This is a genomic window from Streptomyces sp. NPDC059355 (genome assembly GCF_042752335.1).
In the GTDB taxonomy this organism is placed as follows: Bacteria; Actinomycetota; Actinomycetes; order Streptomycetales; family Streptomycetaceae; genus Streptomyces.
Genome location: NZ_JBHYXN010000005.1, coordinates 204675 through 225872 on the forward strand (window position 1 = coordinate 204675; position 21198 = coordinate 225872).

The window sequence follows — 21198 nt, forward strand, 5'->3', positions numbered from 1 at the left end:
ACCGATCATGAGCGATCGCGACGAAGCACGCCCCCGTACGCCGGCCCCCGCGAAGGGGGACCGGGCGCCGATGCGGTTCGCGGTGGTGCTGCGCACGCCCGCGCGGGCGGCGGAGCCGCTCTTCGCGCGGGCGCCGAAGGCCTGGCAGCGGATGCTGCCGTACGTCGTCGCCGGCATCTTCGTGGTGTCGCTGCTGCCGGCGACCATCGCCGTGCTGGCCGGCGACTACAAGGCGGGCGGCGGCTGGGCGGGGGCGCTGGGCGTGGCCCAGACCGTGCCGCTGCTGCTGGCGGTGACGCGGCCGCTGGCCGCCTGGGTCCTGATCCTGGTCGCGGACACGGTCGGGGCGGTGGTGCTGACGCACGCCGACAAGGTGGCCGGGCACGCCTGGCCGTGGACCCCGATGTGCATCGTCGGGTACCTGGCGCTGATGATCTGCCTGGGGCTGCGCGAGTCGATCCGCACGCTGATCGGGGTGTGGCTGGTGACGGGCGCCGTCGGGGTGGTGCTCGGCTTCTTCGAGCCCGACGGGGTGACCACCACGGCCGCGCTGCTCTTCGTACTGAGCGGCAGCGTCCTCGCCGTGACGGGGGCCCTGCGCGGGGTCGGCGACGCGCAGCAGCGCGTCGCCGAGCAGGAGAGCATCAGCGAGGCGGAGCGGGCCCGGCGGACGCTCCTGGAGGAGCGGGCGCGGATCGCCCGGGAGCTGCACGACGTGGTGGCCCACCACATGTCGGTGATCACCGTGCAGGCGGATTCCGCGCCGTACCGGCTGCCGGGCATGCCGGAGCCGGTGCAGGAGGAGTTCGCGGCGATCGCGGCCAGTGCGCGCGAGTCGCTGGGCGAGATGCGGCGGCTGCTGACGGTGCTGCGCAGCGACCAGGCGAACGGCGGGGACGGAACGCGGACGTCCGACGGCACCGGCGCACCGGCCCCGCAGCCGGGGATCGGCCGGATCCAGCAGCTGGTGGAGGCGACCGTACGGGCGGGACAGCCGGTGGAGTTGTCGCTCGCGGCCGGGGCGGAGCGGGCGGCGCCGCCGGCCGTGGACCTGTCGGCGTACCGGATCGTGCAGGAGGCCCTGGCGAACGTGGTGCGGCACGCGCCGGGAGCCCAGACCCGCGTCTCGGTGACGCACGAGGCCGGGGAGGTCCTCGTGCTCGTGGTGAACGGCCCGGCGGCCCGGGACGCGGCGGTGGAGCCGGGCCGTTCGGGCACCGGGCACGGCCTGGTCGGCATGCGGGAACGCGTACGGTTGACGGGCGGGACGCTGGACACCGGTCCGCTGCCCGACGGCGGCTTCCGGGTCGCGGCCCGCCTGCCCCTGAACGACGCCACCGAGGAAGCCAGTTGACCATCCGTGTGATCATCGTCGACGACCAGGCCATGGTGCGGGCGGGGTTCGCCGCCCTGCTGTCGGCACAGGCCGACATCGACGTGGTGGGCGAGGCCCCCGACGGGCGGCAGGGCGTGCAGGTCTCGCGCACCGCGCACCCCGACGTGGTGCTGATGGACGTGCGGATGCCGGAGATGGACGGTCTGACGGCGGCCCGGGAGCTGCTCAGCCCGCCGCCGGGGGTGGTCCACCGGCCGAAGGTGCTGATGCTGACCACCTTCGACATCGACGACTACGTGTACGAGGCGCTGCGCGCGGGCGCCTCGGGGTTCCTGCTGAAGGACGCACCGCCGGCCGACCTGATCGCGGCGGTCCGGGTGGTCGCGTCGGGCGAGGCGCTGCTCGCGCCCTCGGTGACCCGGCGGCTGATCGCGGACTTCGTCCAGCAGCGGCCGGCCCCGCGCAAGGACCCGGCGCTGCGGCTGAAGGGGCTGACCCCGCGGGAGACCGAGGTACTGGAGCTGATCGCGCGCGGGCTGTCGAACCAGGAGATCGCCGGGCACCTGGTGCTGGCCGGGCACCTGGTGCTGGCCGAGCAGACGGTGAAGACGCACATCGGCCGGGTGCTGGCCAAGCTGGACCTGCGGGACCGGGCCCAGGCGGTGATCTTCGCGTACGAGGCGGGGCTGGTGCGGCCGGGCGACTCGGACTGACTTCCCCCCGCCACGGACCGGCTTCTCCTCCACCCCCTACCGGGGTATGACATCCGACTTGGCTCCACGGTCCGATGTCCGCTTCGACACCTTCTCCTTACCTTCCTCCTCGTCACGAGGAGAGGAGAAGGGGCATGCGCCGCTTCGGAAGGACCCTGGCCACCGCCGCACTGGCCGTGGCCGTGGTCGGGGGGACCGCGGGCTGGGCCTCCGGCGACAGCCAGCAGGCGGTCACCGGACCGCCGCCCGGCACCGCCGCCTGGCGCGGCGACACCGTGTCAGGCCGGTCGCTGCCCGATCCGGCGAGCGCCTCGCCGCATGACGTGGCCCGGTTCTTCGCCGGGCTGGACGACGCGGAGCGCCGGGAGCTCGTACGCAGGCACCCGCTGGTGGTGGGCAACCTCGACGGCGCACCCGTCACCCTCAGGTACGAGGCCAACCGGCTGGCCGTCCTCGCGACCGGCGAGGCGCGCTTCGCCTCGCTCGCCTCCCCGGGGCGCCGGATCCTCGCTTTCGACCCGCGCGGGCGCGGCCAGGTCGTCGAGGTGTTCGGGGATCTGCGGCGGGCCGCGCACGTCTCGGTGATCGTGCCCGGTTCGGACAGCGACGCCACCACGTACGACGCGAAGCGCGCGCCGGACACCGGGCCGGCCGGGATGGCCCGCGCGCTGCGCGCCGCGGCCGGCGAGGACACCGCGGTGGTGGCCTGGGCCGGCTACACCACCCCCGTCGGGGTCGGACTGGACGCGGCCTCCGGGCGGCTCGCCGAAGCGGGCGCGGACCGGCTGGCCCGGTTCACGGCGGGGCTCGACGCGGTCGGCGCACCCGACCCGGTGCTGTTCTGCCACAGCTACGGCTCGGTGGTCGGGGGGCTCGCGGCCGGGCGTACGGACGCCAGCGACATCGTCGTGTTCGGCTCCCCCGGCATGCGCGCCGACACCGTCGCCGATCTGCACACCCGCTCGCGCGTCTGGGCGGCCCGGGGGCCCTCCGACTGGATCGGCGACGTGCCGAACGTGGAGTTCGCCGGGATCGGCCACGGCGCCGATCCGGCCTCCGCCGCCTTCGGCGCCCGCAAGGTGCCGGCCGGCGACGTGCACGGCCACACCGGGTACCTCGCGCCCGGCACCCGGTCTCTGGCGGCCTTCGCCGCGATCGCGAAGGGAGAGGTCCGGTGAACACGCTCACCACACTCCGGAGGGCGGCCGACCGGATCGAGCGGCAGACCCCCGCCCACCGCGACCGGGCCGTCGACGGGCTGCGCGCCCTCGCCCTGCTGGCCGTGCCGACCGGGCACTGGCTGCTCGGCGGGTTCACGCGCGACGCGGAGGGCGGCCTGCACAACGCCAGCCCGCTCTCCGCATTCGGCGCTCTGGCCCCGGCGAGCTGGGTGCTCCAGATGCTCGGCATCTTCTTCCTGGTCGGCGGCTACGCCTCGGTGCTCTCCTACCACCGCCGCAAGGGATCCGCCGGGGACTGGCTGAAGGGCCGGATCGCCCGGCTGGGGCGGCCGGTGCTCGGGGTCACGGCGGTGTGGGCGCTGGCCGCGCCGGTGCTGTACGCGGCGGGGGTGCCGGAGGCCACCCTGCGGACCGGGGCCACGCTGGTGGTCCAGCCGCTGTGGTTCGTCGGGGTGTACGTGGTGGTCACCGCGCTGACCCCGTACTGCGTGCGGGCGTCGCGCCGGCTCGGCGGCTGGGCGGCGGCCCCGCTGCTCGCCTCGGTCGCGCTGGTGGACTTCCTGCGGTACGGGCCGTTCGCCGAGTCCGTGCCCTCCTGGCTGGCGGTCGTGAACATCCTGCCGGGCTGGCTGTTCGCGTACCAGCTCGGCGTGGACTGGGGCGAGGGGCGGATCGGCAGGCGCGGGGGCTGGCTGCTGCTGGCGGGCGGGACACTGCTGTTCGCGGCGCTGCTGGCGGTGTTCCACTACCCGGCGTCGATGGTCGGCGTTCCGGGCGAGGCGCGGACCAACTCGCACCCGCCGTCTCTGCTGGTGCTGGCTCTGGCCTCGGCGCAGTCGGGCGCGGCGATGCTGCTGCGCGACCGGCTGGCGCGGCTGCTGGCCCGGCCGGCGCTGTGGGCCCCGGTGGTCGTGGTCAACCTGTGCGCGATGACGATCCTGTGCTGGCACCAGACGGCCATGCTGGCGGCGGCCGTGCCCGGTTCGTTCGCGGGCGGACTGACGGGTCTGACGACGGCGCCGGACAGCCCGGTCTGGATCGCGGCACGGCTGGCGTGGATGCCGGTGTTCGCGGTGCTGCTGGTGGGCATCGCCCGGTACGCGCGCCGGTTCGAGGAGCCGTGGACCCGGGCGACGGCGGTACGGCGGACGCTCGCGGGGGTGCTGGCGGCCGGGTTCGCGGTGTTCGCGCTGGGGCTCGCGTAGCACCGGTGCACGACGGTTCGACGATGCGCCGAGAGCGCCGCTCCCCGGAAGGAGCGGCGCTCTCGGCGTGTCCGCGCGGCGGGCGCGCGGTTCAGGCGATCGACGCGGCGACGATGGCGGCCACCGCCAGGTTGCAGGAGGCCGTGACCCAGACCGCCGGGTGCGGCTCCGGGTCGACGACGATCGCGCCGAGCTTGCCGGGGGTCACCCAGTCCAGCACCAGGAAGGCGAGGCCCATCAGGACCAGGCCGAGCAGCCCGAACACGGCGGTGGACAGCAGTCCCTTGCCGAAGTCGTCGTACGTGGTCCAGATCGAGGTGAAGACGATCCCGCCGACGCCCAGGAGCGCGGAGCTCAGCATGACGGCCGCGTTCCGGTTGCGCTCCTCCCAGATCTGCTTCGGGAGCTTCCCGGGCGTCAGCACGTCCACCAGGACGATGCCGAGGATCAGCAGGACCAGGCCGAGGGCGCCGTAGGCGCTGGTGCGGCCAAGTCCGTTGATGATGTCGCTCATTGAGAAGCCGTTCTCCGCGGGGGTAGGAAGGACCTGCCGTACATGACGGGACACCGCCCGCCAGGGGGGGGCTCAGGGTGGCCGAATCTATCGCACGGTCTCGCTGCAGACCATGGGGAGGTCAGGGAATGGTAAAGCTCCGAGCGGCGCGGCCCGGTGAGGCGGAGGAGCTCACCGCGCTCGTGCTCCGCTCCAAGGCGTATTGGGGGTACGACGCCGCGTTCCTGGCCTCGTGTACGCCGGAGCTGCGGATTGCGGCCGGGGACGTGGCGGACCGCCGGATCGTGGTGGCCGAGGAAGCGTCCGGCGGCCGGGTGCTGGGGCTCGCCTCCCTGGAGGGCGCGCCGCCGGTGGCCCGGCTGGGTCTGCTGTTCGTGGAGCCGGGGGCCATCGGCCGGGGCGTGGGGCGGCGGCTGTACCGGGACGCGCTGCGCCGGGCCGCCGAACTGGGGTTCCGCGGACTGCTCATCGACGCCGATCCGCATGCGGCCGGGTTCTACCGGGCGATGGGGGCGCGGAGTTCGCCGGGGTCCCCTGCGGCCGGCGGCGAGGAACCGTGCGCCGGGCTGGTGCGGTTCGAGGCGGCGCCGGCGCCGCCGACCGACTGGGCGCAGGCCTGGACGGGCGGCGGGCCGGCCGTGCACGTGGGCAATGTCGCCGAGTTCAACGCCCAGTTCGCCGACGCCTCTTTGGACCGCGAGCAGCGGGCAGCGGGCCACTACGCCTGCCTGGCCGCCTTCTACAGCCCGTGTCCGGGGGCGCTGGTGCTGCCCGCGGCGGTGCCGCCGGGGTGGATCGGGCGGATCGGACGCCTTCTGGAATGGGAGGGGGTGGAGGTGTACGACGGCCTGGCGGACGGGGGTCCCGGGCTGCCGGACGCTGCCGGACTGTCGGATGCCGTACGGGCCCGGCCGGCGCTGGCCGGGCTGCTGGCCTCGGCCGGGCTGCCCCTCGTACCGTGGGGGCGGACGGCGGGTTTCGCGCGGCTGGCCGGGCGGCCGTGGCGCCCCTCCGAGCTGCGGTACGAGTCCAAGTCGGCGTCGCACGGCCTGTTCGGGCGGATCCTGGCGGGCGGCGGGCACCCCCGGATCCTGCTCCCCGGGCAGTGGCCGGCCCCCACCCGGCGGGCGGCGGCCAGGCTGCTGGCCGCCCGGGCCAAGGCGGGCGAGAGCAGCGTTCTGAAATCGGAGCACGGTGTCGGCGGTTCCGGCACCACCGTGGTGACGCCCGACCGGGTCCGGGCCGCGGGCAGCGCCCGCGCGGTGCTGCGCACCCTCCCGCGCGGGCCCCTGCTGGTGGAGGAGTACGTGTCCGGTCCGGCCGGGCCGGAGGAGCCGCGGGACCTGACGTACGACGGGTTCGTCGACGGGGCGGGCCGCGTGCACGAGGTGGGCGGCGCGGTCATGGACGTGGCGGGCTCCGGGTACCGCGGGGCGACGGTGGGCCCCGGGGTGGTGCCCGCGTGGGCGGAGCAACCGCTGCTCGCGTTCGGGGAGGCGGTGGGCCGGGAGCTGTCGGCCGCCGGCTACCGGGGCTGGTTCGACGTGGACTTCGTCGCCGACGGGGCGGGACGGCTGGCGCCGACCGAGACGAACCTGCGGCTCACCGGGCCGTCGATCGCCTTCATGGTGGCGGCCCGGCTCGACGCGCTGCGGGGCGCGGGGCATTTCGTACGGATCGCGGACCGGGTGGAGTTGGGGGCCAGACTGCCCGAGGCCGCGCTCGACGAGCTGTGCGAGACGCTGGAGCGCGGCTGCGCGGAGCTCGGGGCCGTGTTCCTGCCCGCGATCCCGACGGGCGCCTTCGACCCGGCGCCCTGGCTGGGCGTGCTGGTGGCCGCGTACAGCACGGACGCGCTGGACGCGGCCGAGGCCTTGGTGCGGGCGGAGGCGCTCGCCGTGGGGGCGGCGTTCGCCGACGATCAGCGGGCGGGGCCGTCGGCCTCCTCGAAGTCGAAGGGCGAGGGCGGTTTGCGGGTGACGTAGAAGGCGGTGACGACGGCCGCGATCATCAGCGGGATGTTGAAGACGTAGACGAGGGCGGCCTGGACCGGCCAGTCGTGCTTGGCCGCGAGCCGGTAGAAGTTGTCCTGCGGCCACCAGGCCATGAGCAGGTAGACCACCGCCAGGTGCGCGGCCGCGGTGAGGCCGGGGCTCCCGCCCGGGCTGCGGCGCCGCATCATCGCGCGGCCGTCGAAGAGGAACACCAGCCCGGCGGCGAACGAGGCTCCTTCGAACAGGTAGAGCACGAAGAAGAGGAAGGCCCACGGGTTGGGCACACCGCTGAGGTCGGTCGAGCCCGGCCAGAAGATCTTCGAGAGGAGGAAGAAGAGCAGGCCGGTGAAGACCAGGAACGCGATGCCGCAGCCGATGCGCCCGGCCGGGGTGAAGGTGGCGGCGCCGACGGCCGTGTACTTCCCGGAGCCCCCCGCGCCGCTCCGGCCCGGCTTCCCCGTGAGCACGGGCTGGGGCAGGGCCTCCCGGTTCTCCTGGCCGCCGCGGTTGCGGGGCAGGGTGCGCAGCCGGATCACGGCCTGCGGCATCTGCGCCCGGGGCACCTTCCCCGCGAGGTGTTCGCGCAGCCGCCCGCCGTCCGGCAGGTCGACGGCCGGGGGCCCGGACTGGGCCCGGGCGGGCGGTGCCACGTGAGCGATCAGCCTGCGCGCACCGCCGGGACCGTCCGGGACCTCGGCCACCAGCGCGGCGCCGATGGCGGGGTGGCTGCGGATGACCGCTTCGACGGTGTGCGGGTCGAATACGCCCCCGTCCGTGGTGATCCGGTCCCGCATCCGGCCCCGGAACTCCAGCAGCCCGTCCGGGCGGAGCTCCACGAGGTCGCCGGTGGAGATCGCGTCGCCGCCGGCGGGCGGGGTGAGGCGCAGCTCCCCGTCGTGGGCGTCGGCGCGGCAGCCGGGGAAGGGGGCGCCGATCAGGGAGAGCTGCTCGGGGTCGTCCAACGGGCCGGGCAGCTGGGACAGTTCGAACCAGGTGCCGGCGCCCGCCGCCTCGGTGAGCCCGTACACGTTGAGCAGCCGGGCGCCGGCCCGGAGCCTGCTCTGCAAGGCGTCCTGCTCGTCGAGGAAGAGCCGGTCGCCGGTGACCGTGACCAGGCGCAGGGACCGCAGGGCCGGGTCGTCGTCGCGTCGTCCGCGCGCGCTGCCGTCCGCGGCTCCCGCGCCGGGCCGGACGGCGGCTCCGGCATCGCGCAGGAGCAGCCGGGTCGCACCCGCCGGGTCGGTGTGCACCACGGTGACCTGCTCGGTCTCGACCGCCCGGCGGATCCCGTCGGTCGTCCAGGGCGTCCGCTCGGGCACGACGAGGGCGCCGCCCGAGCACAGGGCCCGGGTCCAGCCGGCGGCGAAGGGGACGACGTCCGGGCCGTGCGTGATCAGATGCCGGTCCCCGGGGACCGGCCGCATGACCTTGGCCCACCCCTCGTGGGCGGCGAGCAGCCGGGCGTGCCCGACGGGGACGGCGCGCGGAACCGCCGCTCCGGTGAACAGGACGGCGGCCGTCTCCCCGGGCTCGGGCCGCTCCGGTGCTTCGGCGGGCCGGCCGGACACCTCGGCCGCCTCGGCCCCGAGGCGGATGACCCACCGCCCGCTGCCGTCGTCCAGTCGGGCGTGGTGCGCGGCGTCGGTGAGCAGGACGTGCGGCGTGAGGGCGGCGAGCTGCCGCTGCCCGGTGATCGGGACCTCCACGTCGAGGACGGCGTAGGCCCCGCCGGCCTTGAGGACGGCCAGGAGGGCGACGACGATCTCGGTCCGGCGGGCGGTCCCGATGGCGACGACGGCGCCGGGCGGCAGTCCGCCGGCCATGAGGTGATGGGCCAACCGGTTGGCACGGACGTCCAGTTGCCCGTAGGTGAGACTGTCCGCGCCGGCGATGACGGCGTAGGCCTGCGGGGTGTCCCGCACCTGTTGCCCGAACAGGTGCAGGACGGTGTCGGCGGTCGTGCGACCGGAGCGATCGGAACCTGGTTCCTGCGTCGATCCCTGCGTCATTCCCCGATGATGGCACCCGCCACCGACAGTCCGCAGGGTGTCGAACATCCCCCGTACGAGCGGGGGTTCGGTCCGGATCCGGCCAATACATTGACCTCAAGCTTGGTTGAGGTCTTAGCGTTCCCCGCATGGACATGGAAGTCACCGCCTGGACATCGCTGCACAGCGCGATGAACGCCCGGCAGGAACGGCGCCCGCTCTCCCGGGCGAGTCTGCGCCGGGTCGCCGCATTCGCCCGCCCGCATCGCCGCGGGCTCACCTTCTTCCTGCTGCTCAGCGTGGTGACCGCGCTGCTCGCGGTCGCCACCCCGGTCCTCGCCAGCCGGGTGGTCACCGCCATCGTGGACGGCAGGGGCGGCGGGGACGGCGGGACGGTCACCCGGCTCGCCCTGCTCATCGCGGTGATCGCGGTCGCGGAGGCGGGGCTCGGGCTGCTCACCCGCAAGCTGTCGGCCACCCTCGGCGAGGGGCTGATCCTGGACCTGCGCACGGCCGTCTTCGACCACGTGCAGCGCATGCCGGTCGCCTTCTTCACCCGTACCCGCACCGGCGCACTGGTCAGCCGGCTCAACAACGACGTGATCGGCGCCCAGCGGGCGTTCAGCAACACCCTCTCCGGCGTGGTCGCCAACACGGTGACCCTGGTGCTCACGCTGGCCGTGATGCTGAGCATCTCCTGGCAGATCACCCTGCTGGCCCTCGTCCTGCTGCCGGTGTTCGTACTGCCGGCCCGCCGCATGGGCGTGCGGATGGCCGCCATGCAGCGGGAGGCGTCGACCCTGAACGCGGCGATGGGCACGCAGATGACGGAGCGCTTCTCCGCGCCCGGCGCCACCCTCGTCAAGCTCTTCGGGCGCCCTGCCGACGAGTCCGCCGAGTTCGCGGCGCGGGCGGCGCGCGTGCGGGACATCGGGATCCGTTCGGCGATGGCGCAGTCCGCGTTCATCACGGCACTCACCCTGGTCTCGGCCCTCGCGCTCGCCCTCGTCTACGGGCTCGGCGGGTACTACTCCCTGCGCGGGACCCTGGACGCCGGGAACGTCGTCGCCCTCGCCCTGCTGCTGACGCGCCTGTACGCCCCGCTGACCTCGCTCGCCGGCGCCCGCGTCGAGGTGATGAGCGCCCTGGTGAGCTTCGAGCGGGTCTTCGAGATCCTCGACCTGAAGCCGCTGATCGCCCAGAAGCCGGACGCCGGACGGGTGCCGGAGGGGCCGGTGGCCGTGGAGTTCGACCGGGTCTCCTTCGGCTACCCCTCCCCCGACAAGGTCTCGCTCGCCTCCCTGGAGGAGGTCGCGGTCCTCGACTCCCGGGGCGGTACGCGGGTCCTGCACGAGGTGTCGTTCCGCGCCGGGCCCGGGCAGATGGTCGCCCTCGTCGGCTCGTCCGGCGCCGGCAAGTCGACCATCGCGCAGCTGCTGCCGCGGCTGTACGACGCCGACGCGGGCGCCGTCCGCCTCGGCGGGATCGACGTACGGGACCTCACGGCCGACTCGATCCGGGAGACGCTCGGCATGGTCACCCAGGACGGACACCTGTTCCACGAGTCGGTGCGGTCCAACCTGCTGCTGGCCCGGCCGGAGGCGGGCGAGGAGGAGATCTGGGAGGCCCTGCGCCGCTCGCGGCTCGACGGGCTGGTCGCCTCGCTGCCGGACGGCCTGGACACGGTGGTCGGCGAACGCGGCTACCGCCTCTCGGGCGGCGAGCGGCAGCGGCTGACCATCGCGCGGCTGCTGCTGGCCCGGCAGCGGGTGGTGATCCTGGACGAGGCCACGGCCCACCTGGACTCCACCTCGGAGGCGGCGGTGCAGGAGGCCCTGGGCGAGGCCCTGTCCGGCCGGACCGCGATCGTCATCGCGCACCGGCTGTCGACCGTACAGGCGGCCGACCTGATCCTGGTCGTCGAGGAGGGCCGGATCGTGGAGCGCGGTACGCACCCGGAACTGCTGGCCGCGGGCGGGCGGTACGAGGAGCTGTACCGCACCCAGTTCGCGGCGGCGGACACGGCGGCGGAAGCCGCCCCGGGCGGCGCCGTACCGGCTGCGGGAGCATGATGCCGGAAGGTCCGCGAGCGGCGGGCCGCCGCCGAGCACCGACCGTGGAGCACGTGGAGCACCGATGGACATCAAGCTGGAACTGGTCGCCGTCCCCGTCACCGACGTCGACCGGGCCAAGGCCTTCTACGAGCGGGTCGGCTTCCACGCCGACCACGACGTCACCGTGAGCGAGGACATCCGCTTCGTGCAGCTGACCCCGCCGGGGTCGGCCTGCTCGATCGCCCTGGGCAAGGGACTCACCCGGATGGCCCCGGGATCGCTGGACAACATGCAGGTCGTCGTCACCGACATCGAGGAGGCGTACGAGGACCTGCGCGGCCGGGGCATCGAGGTGACGGAGATCCAGGACATGCCGTGGGGCTCGTTCGTCTACTTCTCCGACCCGGACGGCAACGGCTGGGCGGTCCAGCAGACGACCCCGCGCACGGCGGCGGCCGAGGGCCGGGGGGACACCGCATAGGGGGTGTCCGGCGGTCGCCCTCTTTTCGGATCACTCCGGTCAAGTCCGCGGCGCCGGGCGTGGGATGACCCGCCGGGCGGGGTGCGGCGCCGAGACTGGACGCACTGTACGCATCCGGAAGGGAAGTGACGCCGTGAACACTGTCGCACTGCTGGGCACCGGGATCATGGGCTCGGGGATGGGCCGCAACCTGCTGCGGGCCGGGCTGGGGCTGCGGGTGTGGAACCGGACCCGGGAGAAGGCCGAACCGCTGGCCGCAGTAGGCGCGGTGGTCGTGGACACCCCGGCCGAGGCGGTGGCCGGGGCCGATGTCGTGCTGACCATGCTGACGGACGGCGCGGCCGTGGCCGATGCGATGGCCGCCGCCGCGCCGGGGCTGCGCGCGGGGCAGGTGTGGGCGCAGATGAGCACGGTCGGCGTGGTCGCGCTCGACGAACTGGCCGGTTTCGCCCGGGAGCACGGCCTGGTGTTCGTGGACGCCCCGGTGCAGGGCACCCGGCAGCCGGCCGAGGCCGGGACGCTGGTCGTACTGGCCTCCGGGCCGGCGGATCCGCGGCTGGCCCCGGTGTTCGACGCGGTGGGCGCCAAGACGCTGTGGGCCGGGGCCGAGGCGGGGGCCGCGACCCGCCTGAAGCTGACCACGGTCGGGTACGCGATCACGTTGACGGCGGCGGTCGGCGAGGCCCTCGCGCTGGCGGAGGGACTGGGTGTGGACCCGGGCCTGTTCGCGCAGGCGCTGACCGGCGGCCCGATGGACAACCCGTACCTCCAGGCGAAGATGAAGGCCGTCCTGGAACGGGACTTCGCGCCCAGCTTCACGGTGTACGGCGCCGAGAAGGACACCGGTCTGATCGCGGAGGCGGCGGACGGCGCGGGGGTCGCGGTCGACCTGGCCCGGGCCACGGGAGACCGCATGCGGCGCGCGGCGGCGGGAGGCCACGCCGAGGAGGACATGGCCGCCGCCTACTACGCGGGCTTCGAGACCGTGCCCGCGGGGACGGCGTCCTGAGCCCGTTCCAGTAGGACGTACGTCACGCGGAGGTGGGCGCCGGGGCGAGGACGTCGAGTTCCTCCAGGGCGCCCACCGCGATCTGCCGGGTCAGTGACTCGGCACGGTCCGCGTCGCCCTCCCGTACGGCCTCGGCGACCCGGACGTGGAGGGTGACGGCGGCCGGGTCGGGGTCGGGGAACATCACCGCGTGCTGCGTACGGCCGGTCAGCACCTCGGCGACCACGTCGCCGAGCCGGGCGAACATCTCGTTGCCGGAGGCGTTGAGCACGATCCGGTGGAAGTCGATGTCGTGGCGCAGGTACGCGCCGAGCTGGTGGCCGCGCGAGGTGCTGACCATCCCGAGGGCGGCCTCGGTGAGCGCGGCGCACTGCTCGGGGGTGGCCCGGGCGGCGGCGAGGCCGGCCGCGACCGGCTCGATCGCGGAGCGCAGCACGGTCAGTGAGCGCAGCTGGCGGGGGCGGTCGGCGCCGGCGAGGCGCCAGCGGATGACGCGCGGGTCGTAGACGTTCCACTCCTCGGCGGGCCGCACCGTGACGCCGACCCGGCGGCGCGACTCGACCAGCTGCATGGACTCCAGGACGCGGACGACCTCGCGGACCACGGTGCGCGAGGCGTCGAAGCGGTCCGCGATCTCATCGGTGCGCAGGACGCTGCCGGGCGGGTGCTCGCCCGCGGTGATCGCGAGGCCGAGGGTGTCCAGCACGTGGGAGTGGAGTCCCTGGCCTTCGGTGGTCATGGCGTAAGCGTACGGCGACCTCCCGGCGGACCAAAGATGTGATGTTTTCCGTCAGGCTCTTGAATAAGTACTACTTAATAGCTTCAGTGAGGGCGCACGAACCGATGTCGACGAAGACAGCGAGGTACGACGTGAGCGGCACCCAGCGCGTGATGGTGGTGATGGGAGTGGCCGGCACGGGCAAGACGACCGTGGGCAGGCTGCTCGCGGACGCGCTCGACCTCCCTTACGTGGAGGGCGACGCGTTCCACCCGGCGGCCAATGTCGCCAAGATGTCCGCCGGCATTCCGCTGGACGACGCCGACCGGCGGCCCTGGCTGGACGCCATCGGCGCCTGGATCAGCGCCCGGCCCGCCGGGCAGGGCGCGGTGGTGGCCTCGTCGGCGCTCAAGCGCGCGTACCGCGACCGGCTGCGCGGCTCCGCGCCCGACGCCGTGTTCGTACACCTGACCGGCGAACGCTCCCTGATCGAGCGGCGCATGGCGGCGCGTACGGACCACTTCATGCCGACCGCGCTGCTGGACTCGCAGTTCGCCACGCTGGAGCCCCTCCAGCAGGACGAACTCGGCGTCGTCGTCGACGTGTCCGGATCACCCGAGGAGATCACCGAACGGGCCCTGGCCGCGCTGTCCGCGCTGCCCGGCGTCTGCCCGAACACCGCTCCCTCCCGAGAGAACTGAGGAACCCCCACCGTGACAGGTCTCAGCGTCGAGATACTGGCAGCGGCGGCGCCCGCCCCGATCACCTCGGCCGGGAACACCCAGCTGGGCGTGGCCGTCCTCGCGGGTATCGCCGTCATCGTCCTGCTCATCACCCGCCTCAAGCTGCACGCCTTCCTGGCGCTGACGGTCGGCTCGCTCGCCCTCGGGGTGTTCGCGGGCGCCCCGCTCGACAAGACCATCGCGAGTTTCACGGCCGGGCTCGGCGCCACGGTCGCGGGGGTCGGCGTACTGATCGCGCTCGGCGCGATCCTCGGCCGGCTGCTCGCGGACTCGGGCGGCGCGGACGAGATCGTCGACACCATCCTCGCCAAGGCCAAGGGCCGGGCGATGCCCTGGGCCATGGTCCTGATCGCCTCGGTGATCGGGCTGCCGCTCTTCTTCGAGGTCGGCATCGTGCTGCTGATCCCGGTGGTGCTGCTGGTGGCCAAGCGCGGCAACTACTCGCTGATGCGGATCGGCATCCCGGCGCTGGCCGGACTGTCCGTGATGCACGGGCTGATCCCGCCGCACCCCGGTCCGCTGGTCGCCATCGACGCGCTGCACGCGAACCTCGGTGTGACCCTCGCGCTCGGTGTGGTGGTGGCGATCCCGACCGTGATCATCGCCGGGCCGGTGTTCTCCCGGTTCGCGGCCCGCTGGGTGGACATCCCGGCGCCCGAGCACATGATCCCGCAGCGGCCCTCGGCCGAGCCGGAGCACCGTCCGCGGTTCGGGGCGACGGTGTTCACCGTGCTGCTCCCGGTGGCGCTGATACTGGTGAAGGCGCTCGTCGACATCGTTGTCGACGATCCGAAGAACAGCCTGCAACGGGTCACGGACGTCGCGGGCTCCCCGCTCATCGCACTGCTCGCGGCGGTGCTGGTGGGCATGTTCACCCTCGGCCGGGCGGCCGGGTTCACGAAGGCGCGGATCTCGACGACGGTCGAGAAGTCGCTGGCTCCGATCGCGGGCATCCTGCTCATCGTGGGCGCGGGCGGGGGCTTCAAGCAGACCCTGATCGACGCGGGTGTCGGCCGGATGATCCTGGAGCTGTCGGAGAACTGGTCGGTCCCCGCCCTCCTGCTCGCCTGGCTCATCGCCGTGGCCATTCGGCTCGCGACGGGCTCGGCGACCGTCGCCACGATCTCGGCGGCGGGGCTGGTGGCCCCGCTCGCCGCGGGCATGTCCACCACGGAGACGGCCCTGCTGGTGCTGGCCATCGGGTCGGGATCGCTGTTCTTCAGCCACGTCAACGACGCCGGATTCTGGCTGGTGAAGGAGTACTTCGGGATGACGGTCGGGCAGACGGTCAAGACCTGGTCGGTGATGGAGACCATCATCTCGGTGGTCGGGCTGGGCTTCGTCCTGCTGCTGTCGCTGGTGCTGTGAGAGCGCCGACGGCGCTTCCACCACAGCGAGGAGCGGGGGACCGGCCGCCGGCCGCGGCGGCCGCGCGCGTGTGCCGCCTCGCCACTTCGGGCCATTTGGCGATCAAGATACTATTTCGCTCCTCGCACATGGATCACGCGGAGGGGGCGCACCGCCATGGGACTGACCGAGGAGATATCCGACTACCGGGAAGGCCGGGGGGATCCGGGGCGGCTGGTCGGCTCGTTCCGCCGCACGGTCCTGCTCGTTCCGGTCACCGACGCCGCCGGAGCGGGAACGGCTGCCGGTGACGCCGCCGGTGGCCTGATGTCGGCCCTGTCGGGCGGGATCCGCTGGTTCTACGCGTTCACCGACGAGGAGTCGTTGTTCCGGTTCGCCGGGGCCCGTGGGGAGGACGGCCGGGAGTGGCCGTACCTGGCGGTCCTCGGCGCGCGGCTGGTCGATGCGGTCGTTCCGCAGGTGGACGGGCCGGCCGGAGTGGCGGTGAACGTGGCCGACGGGGACGGGTCGATGCTGTTCCCGCCGGTGGCCGGGATCGTTCCCGACGCCTGCGCCGTAGACGTCGCACCCGAGGGAGCGGTGGCCTGATGGCGGGCGATGGGGACCTCGAGGTCTCGCCGGCGGCGGTCGCGTCCATCCAGGTCGGTCTGCGGGCGGCGATAGCGGAGTTGCGGGAGTCCGGCGACGCGGCCGGGGCTTCCCAGGGTGCGGGCTTCGAGAACCTGTCGATGACGGGGATGGAGACCGGGCACGCGGGGCTGGCCACGGACTTCGAGGACTTCTGCGAGCGCTGGGAATGGGGGGTACGCGCCCTGATCCAGGACGCCTCCACCCTCGCCGCGAACCTCGGCATCGCCGCGGGGACGATGTGGGAGGAGGACCAGTACATCCAGGGTGCGTTCAAGGTGGCCGCGAACGCCGCGTACGGCAATCCGCACGCCGGCGAGGACGAGATCGAGCAGAAGTCCTGGGGCGACATCTTCAGCGCGGACGTCTACAAGCCGGACTACAGCGCCGAGTCGTTCGAGAAGGGCGCGCAGGACATCAAGAAGACCTGGTCGGACACCAAGGACACGGTGACCTCCACCGGCAAGATCGGTTCGCTGAAGGACCTGCTGGACCAGGCGCGGGGCGACGGGGGCGACAACTGATGGGCTGGCGCGACTACATACCCGACTCGGTCGAGGACCTTGCGGAGGACGCCGCAGAGGGGGTCGGCGACGCCATCGAGTGGGCCGGCGACAAGACGGCCGACCTGGCGGAGGAAGTCGGCCTCGATGACGCGGGTGACTGGATCCGGGAGAAGAGCCGCTCGGCGGCCAACCGGCTCGGCGCGGACGTGGAGGAACTCGAACTCGGCCAGACCGAGGACCCGAAGAAACTGGTCTACGGCAGCCCTTCGAAGATCCGCGAGCAGGTCGCCCACCTCGACGACTTCAGGAAGGCCTTCGAATCCGTCGGCAACGGCCTCAAGAGCCTCACCCGCCCCGACGGGCTCAAGGGCCAAACCGCCGGGGCGTTCCGCGATTCCGTCGCGAAGGAGCCTCCGCGCTGGTTCAAGGCCGCCTCCGCCTTCGAGAAGGCCGCCGATGCCATGGGCCGCTTCGCCGAGACCGTCGAATGGGCGCAGGGCAGGGCCAAGGAGGCCCTGGAGGACTACAACAAGGCGAAGAAGGCCTCCGAGGACGCCCGCACCGCCCACAACAAGCTCGTCAAGGAGTACAACGACGCGTACGAGGCGAAGAAGGAGAACCTGCCTGCCCGCCCAGGGAAGGACTACGCCGACCCGGGCAAGGCGATGGCCACCGCCGCGCAGGACAAGCTCGACAACGCCCGTAAGCAGCGCAACGAGGTCGCCGAGAACCTCCGCGTCGCCATCAAGGCCGCCCGGGACGCGGCCCCGCCCAAGCCCTCGTACACCGAGCAGCTCGGCGACGGCCTCGACTACCTGGACCTCGCCACCACCCACCTGCTCGGCGGCGTCGTGAAGGGCACGGCGGGCATCGTCGACTTCGCCCGCGCGCTCAATCCGATGGACCCGTACAACCTGACCCACCCCGCCGAGTACCTCACCAGCCTGAATTCGACGGCCGCGGGCCTGGTCACCATGGCCAACGACCCCTGGGGCGCGGGCAAGCAGATGCTCGACGACTTCATGAAGGACCCCTCCGAAGGCGTCGGCAAGCTCATTCCCGAACTCGTCGGCTCCAAGGGCCTGGGCTCGCTGAAGAAGGTCGGCTCCGCCGCCAAGCACCTCGACGACATCAAGGGTCCCAAGGTGCGCGACCGGGTGGAGGAGGCCCCGGACGGCACCCACAACACCGCGGACGGCGACCGCGACGGCGGCGGCGACCCGGTGGACCTCGCCACAGGCCGGATGTACCTGCCCCAGACCGACGTCGAACTCCCCGGCATCCTGCCGCTGGTCTTCGCGCGCCGTACCGAATCCGGCTGCCCGGTCGGGCGCTTCCTCGGGCCGGACTGGACGTCCACGGTCGACGATCGACTGGAGATCGACGAGGCCGGCGTCATCCACGTCACCGCCGAAGGCCTGCTGATCGCGTACCCGCACCCGGCGCCCGGCGTGCCCACCCGGCCGGACAAGGGCAGGGCCCGCACCCTGCTGGCACGCGACGGCGACGGCGACTACACGGTCACCGACCCCGACAGCGGCCTGGCCTTCCACTTCACCGCCCCGGCCGGCAGTGAGCCGGGCGGTGATGGCGAAGCCTGGCTGTCCGCCATCACCGAACGCAACGGCCACACCATCACCGTCGACCGCGACGAGGACGGCCTGCCGCTGGCCCTGGTGCACTCGGCCGGCCATCGGGTGAACTTCACCGCCGCGGACGGCCTGATCACCGCCCTGTCCCTGGCCGGCGCGGGCGAGGGCGGAGCGGACCTGCCCCTGATGGAATACGGGTACGAGGACGACAACCTCACCGCGGTCACCAAGCCGTCGGGCGCCACCACCTCCTACGTCTACGACGACCGCCGGCGCGTCATCGCCTGGATCGACTCCAACGGCAGCCGCTACGACTACGTCTACGACGACCGCGACCGCGTCGTGGCCGAGGGCGGCGAGGCCGGCCACATCCAGATCACCCTCTCGTACACCGAGCCGGACCCGCGGACGGGCCGGCACACCACCACCCTGACCACCCCCGACGGTCACGCGACCCGTCACCTGTTCGGCCCCGGCTGCAAACTCCTGGCGATCACCGACCCCCTCGGCCACACCACCCGCTTCACCCACGACCCGCGCGGCAACCTGCTGTCCCGCACCGACCCGCTGGGACTCACCACGGTCTTCTCGTACGACGAGGCAGGCCGGGTGGTGCGCGCGCTCCGCCCCGACGGCAGCGAACTGCACACCGTACGCGGCCGGTTCGGCCTGCCCGTGGAGGTCGTCGGTCCGGACGGCGCACGCATGCTCCACGAGTTCGACGAACGCGGCAACCGCACGGCGGTCACCGACCCGGTCGGCGCGACCACCCGCTACACCTACGACCAGGCAGCCCGCCTCACGTCGCTCACCGACGCCGCCGGGGCCACGACCGACGTGGTGTGCGACGCTGCGGGGCTGCCCGTGGAGGTGACCGACCCCGCCGGCGCCGTGACCCGCACGGAGCGGGACGCCCTCGGCAGGCCGGTCCGCATCACCGATCCGGTCGGTGGCGTCACCCGCCTGGAGTGGGACGCCGACGGGCGGCTCGCCCGCCGTACCGGCCCCGACGGAGCCACCGAGTCGTGGACGTACGACGGCGAGGGCAACCTGCTCTCCCGCACCGACGCCGCCGGCCGGGTCACCCGCTACGAGTACACCCACTGCGACCTGCCGGTCTCCCGCACCGGACCCGACGGCGCACGCTACGAGTTCGAGCACGACTCCGCGCTGCGCCTCACCCGCGTCACCAATCCACAGGGGCTGACCTGGACGTACGCGTACGACGCCGCCGACAACATCGTCTCCGAGACCGACTTCGACGGCCGTACCCTCACCTACCGGCTGGACGCCGCGGGCCGGCTCGCCGCCCGCGTCGACGCGCTCGGCGGGAGCATCTCGTTCGAACGCGACCTGCTCGGCCGGGCGATCACCAAGGACGTCGACGGCCGGGTGACCGCCTATGCCTACGACACGGCCGGGCGCCTGCTGGAGGCAGCCGGACCCGACGGCGAGCTCCGCTACCAGTACGACCGCCGCGGCAAGGTGAAGACCGAGCTGGTGGACGGCCGTCCCCTCACCTACGCCTACGACGTCCTCGGCCGCCGCACGCGCCGCACCACCCCCACCGGCCACGTCACCACCTACGCCTACAACGCCGACGGAGCGCCGAACCGCCTGACCACGGGCCATCACCGCGTCGACTTCACCCACGACGCCGCCGGCAGGGAGCTCTCACGCGTCGTCGGCGAAACGGTCACCGTGACCTCCGCGTGGGACGAAGCCGGGCGGCTTTCCGAGCAGCACATCGCGGCCGGAGGGAACGCGGTCAACAGCCGCGCCTACACCTACCGGGCCGACGGCCACCTCACGTCCGTCGCGGACCGGCTGTCCGGCACCCGCACCTTCGACCTCGACCGGGCGGGCCGGGTCACCGCCGTCCACGCCCGGGGCTGGACGGAGCGCTACGCCTACGACGACGCCGGCAACCAGACCTCGGCCGCCTGGCCGTCCGGCCACCCCGGCGGTGAGGCCACCGGGTCCCGCACCTACAGCGGCACCTCCCTCACCCGCGCCGGCGGCGTCCGATTCGAGCACGACGCCCTCGGCCGGGTCGTCCTGCGCCAGAAGACCCGGCTCTCACGCAAACCCGACACCTGGCACTACGCGTGGGACTCCGAGAACCGCCTCACCTGTGTCACCACCCCCGACGGAACGCGGTGGACCTACCGCTACGACCCGCTCGGCCGCCGCACCGCCAAGCAGCGCCTGGCGGCCGACGGCGAGACCGTGGTCGAGGAGGTCAGGTTCACCTGGGACGGCCTGACCCTGTGCGAGCAGACCAGCCACCAGCCGGACCTCCCGCACACGATCGCCCTCACCTGGGACCACCGCTTCGACGTCCCCCTGGCCCAGACCGAGCGCATCCTGACGCCCGACACACACCAGGAGGAGATCGACCGCCGCTTCTTCGCCATCGCCACCGACCTCGTCGGCACCCCCACGGAACTCATCGACGAGTCCGGTGACATCGCCTGGCGAGCCCGGGCCACGCTCTGGGGCACCACCGCCTGGGCCCGTGACAGCAGCGCCTACACCCCGCTCCGTTTCCCCGGCCAGTACTACGACCCGGAAACCGGCCTCCACTACAACCTCTTCCGCCACTACGACCCGGAATCCGGCCGCTACACCTCCCCGGACCCCCTCGGCCTGGCCCCCGCCCCGAACCCCCTCGCGTACGTGGACAACCCGCACAGCTGGTGCGACCCACTGGGCCTGATGCCCAAGTACACGAAAGAGGAGAAGGCGGCCAAGGCCAGGGAGGACGCCCTCAAGGCCACGGACGAGGTCATCGAGAGGGCGCAGGACGGGAAGATCAAGAAGGCCGGCAACTACCACGGGGACACCAGGCACGGCTTCACCGATGAACGGGTCCTCGAGATCCTCAAGAACCCCGACGCGGTGTACCACTCGACGGCGAACAGCGGAAACCTGATCTTCAGGCAGGGCGAGGACATCGTGGTGACGACGGGTGGTCCTCCAGGAGCGGGCAACGCCATCACGGCGTACGGTCCGTCAGGCGTCCTCGGCGAGTCCGGAGCGAAGGCCACGGGCGGCCTGCCCACCGACCGCGGCAATCCGATTACCCACGAAGACGTCGTGGAGGGCAGGATTCCGGCCAAGCAAGGCTATATGGCTCCGGCCGTACAGATCCGATGAGGCGGCGTTC

16 protein-coding genes are annotated in these 21198 nt (G+C 73.2%); 13 read left to right on the forward strand and 3 right to left on the reverse strand.

The genetic code is table 11. The features are described 5' to 3' along the window. Positions 1 to 7 precede the first annotated feature (7 nt). From ACFXGI_RS07385 to ACFXGI_RS07400, 4 genes are all read left to right on the forward strand, one after another. Complete coding sequence (locus ACFXGI_RS07385; RefSeq protein WP_384704422.1) at positions 8 to 1354, forward strand: sensor histidine kinase; 1347 nt, start codon at positions 8 to 10, stop codon at positions 1352 to 1354. After that, on the forward strand, positions 1351 to 2049 hold the full coding sequence (locus ACFXGI_RS07390; RefSeq protein ID WP_384704424.1) for a response regulator: 699 nt from the start codon (positions 1351 to 1353) through the stop codon (positions 2047 to 2049). Before ACFXGI_RS07385 ends, ACFXGI_RS07390 begins: the two co-directional genes overlap by 4 nt. 134 nt (positions 2050 to 2183) lie before the next feature. After that, positions 2184 to 3227 carry an alpha/beta hydrolase gene (locus ACFXGI_RS07395; protein WP_384704426.1) on the forward strand — a complete coding sequence of 348 codons (1044 nt, stop codon included), beginning with the start codon at positions 2184 to 2186 and terminating at the stop codon, positions 3225 to 3227. Then, positions 3224 to 4435, forward strand: a complete 1212-nt coding sequence (locus tag ACFXGI_RS07400; RefSeq protein ID WP_384704428.1) for an acyltransferase — start codon at positions 3224 to 3226, stop codon at positions 4433 to 4435. Before ACFXGI_RS07395 ends, ACFXGI_RS07400 begins: the two co-directional genes overlap by 4 nt. A gap of 91 nt (positions 4436 to 4526) precedes the next feature. On the opposite strand, the gene ACFXGI_RS07405 is transcribed toward ACFXGI_RS07400, so the two are convergent. After that, entirely contained in the window at positions 4527 to 4949 is a 423-nt protein-coding gene (locus ACFXGI_RS07405) for a DUF350 domain-containing protein (RefSeq protein ID WP_384704430.1), read from the reverse strand. A gap of 128 nt (positions 4950 to 5077) precedes the next feature. On the opposite strand from ACFXGI_RS07405, the gene ACFXGI_RS07410 reads away from it, so the two are divergent. Continuing rightward, a complete protein-coding gene (locus ACFXGI_RS07410) occupies positions 5078 to 6934 on the forward strand; it encodes a GNAT family N-acetyltransferase (RefSeq protein ID WP_384704432.1) in 1857 nt (618 codons plus the stop codon). Here ACFXGI_RS07410 and ACFXGI_RS07415 read toward each other — a convergent pair. After that, complete coding sequence (locus tag ACFXGI_RS07415; protein ID WP_384704434.1) at positions 6871 to 8952, reverse strand: AMP-binding protein; 2082 nt, start codon at positions 8950 to 8952, stop codon at positions 6871 to 6873. The genes ACFXGI_RS07410 and ACFXGI_RS07415 overlap by 64 nt on opposite strands. Before the next feature lie 128 nt (positions 8953 to 9080). Here ACFXGI_RS07415 and ACFXGI_RS07420 point away from each other — a divergent pair, with 128 nt between their 5' ends. The 3 genes from ACFXGI_RS07420 (at position 9081) to ACFXGI_RS07430 (ending at position 12475) form a co-directional block, all read left to right on the forward strand. Beyond that, complete coding sequence (locus ACFXGI_RS07420) at positions 9081 to 11003, forward strand: ABC transporter ATP-binding protein (protein ID WP_384704436.1); 1923 nt, start codon at positions 9081 to 9083, stop codon at positions 11001 to 11003. A gap of 64 nt (positions 11004 to 11067) precedes the next feature. Then, the gene (locus tag ACFXGI_RS07425; protein WP_384704438.1) at positions 11068 to 11466 is read left to right on the forward strand and encodes a VOC family protein; all 399 of its coding nucleotides are present in this window, start codon (positions 11068 to 11070) and stop codon (positions 11464 to 11466) included. Between the two features lie 64 nt (positions 11467 to 11530). Continuing rightward, positions 11531 to 12475: an NAD(P)-dependent oxidoreductase gene (locus ACFXGI_RS07430; protein WP_384704440.1), complete on the forward strand. Its 945-nt coding sequence runs from the start codon at positions 11531 to 11533 to the stop codon at positions 12473 to 12475. A gap of 22 nt (positions 12476 to 12497) precedes the next feature. Here ACFXGI_RS07430 and ACFXGI_RS07435 read toward each other — a convergent pair whose 3' ends face one another. Further along, positions 12498 to 13214: a FadR/GntR family transcriptional regulator gene (locus tag ACFXGI_RS07435; protein WP_384704442.1), complete on the reverse strand. Its 717-nt coding sequence runs from the start codon at positions 13212 to 13214 to the stop codon at positions 12498 to 12500. 104 nt (positions 13215 to 13318) lie between these two features. Here ACFXGI_RS07435 and ACFXGI_RS07440 point away from each other — a divergent pair, with 104 nt between their 5' ends. From ACFXGI_RS07440 to ACFXGI_RS07460, 5 genes are all read left to right on the forward strand, one after another. Continuing rightward, positions 13319 to 13894 (forward strand): gluconokinase, encoded by a 576-nt coding sequence (locus ACFXGI_RS07440; RefSeq protein WP_384704444.1) that lies wholly within the window; start codon positions 13319 to 13321, stop codon positions 13892 to 13894. Between the two features lie 12 nt (positions 13895 to 13906). Then, entirely contained in the window at positions 13907 to 15304 is a 1398-nt protein-coding gene (locus ACFXGI_RS07445; RefSeq protein WP_384704446.1) for a gluconate:H+ symporter, read from the forward strand. A 156-nt stretch (positions 15305 to 15460) separates the two neighbouring features. Continuing rightward, positions 15461 to 15892 carry an SseB family protein gene (locus ACFXGI_RS07450; RefSeq protein ID WP_384704448.1) on the forward strand — a complete coding sequence of 144 codons (432 nt, stop codon included), beginning with the start codon at positions 15461 to 15463 and terminating at the stop codon, positions 15890 to 15892. Next, positions 15892 to 16455: a hypothetical protein gene (locus tag ACFXGI_RS07455; protein ID WP_384704449.1), complete on the forward strand. Its 564-nt coding sequence runs from the start codon at positions 15892 to 15894 to the stop codon at positions 16453 to 16455. Before ACFXGI_RS07450 ends, ACFXGI_RS07455 begins: the two co-directional genes overlap by 1 nt. Continuing rightward, positions 16455 to 21188, forward strand: a complete 4734-nt coding sequence (locus tag ACFXGI_RS07460; protein ID WP_384704451.1) for a putative T7SS-secreted protein — start codon at positions 16455 to 16457, stop codon at positions 21186 to 21188. The genes ACFXGI_RS07455 and ACFXGI_RS07460 overlap by 1 nt, the downstream gene beginning before the upstream one ends. The last annotated feature ends 10 nt before the right edge of the window (positions 21189 to 21198 follow it).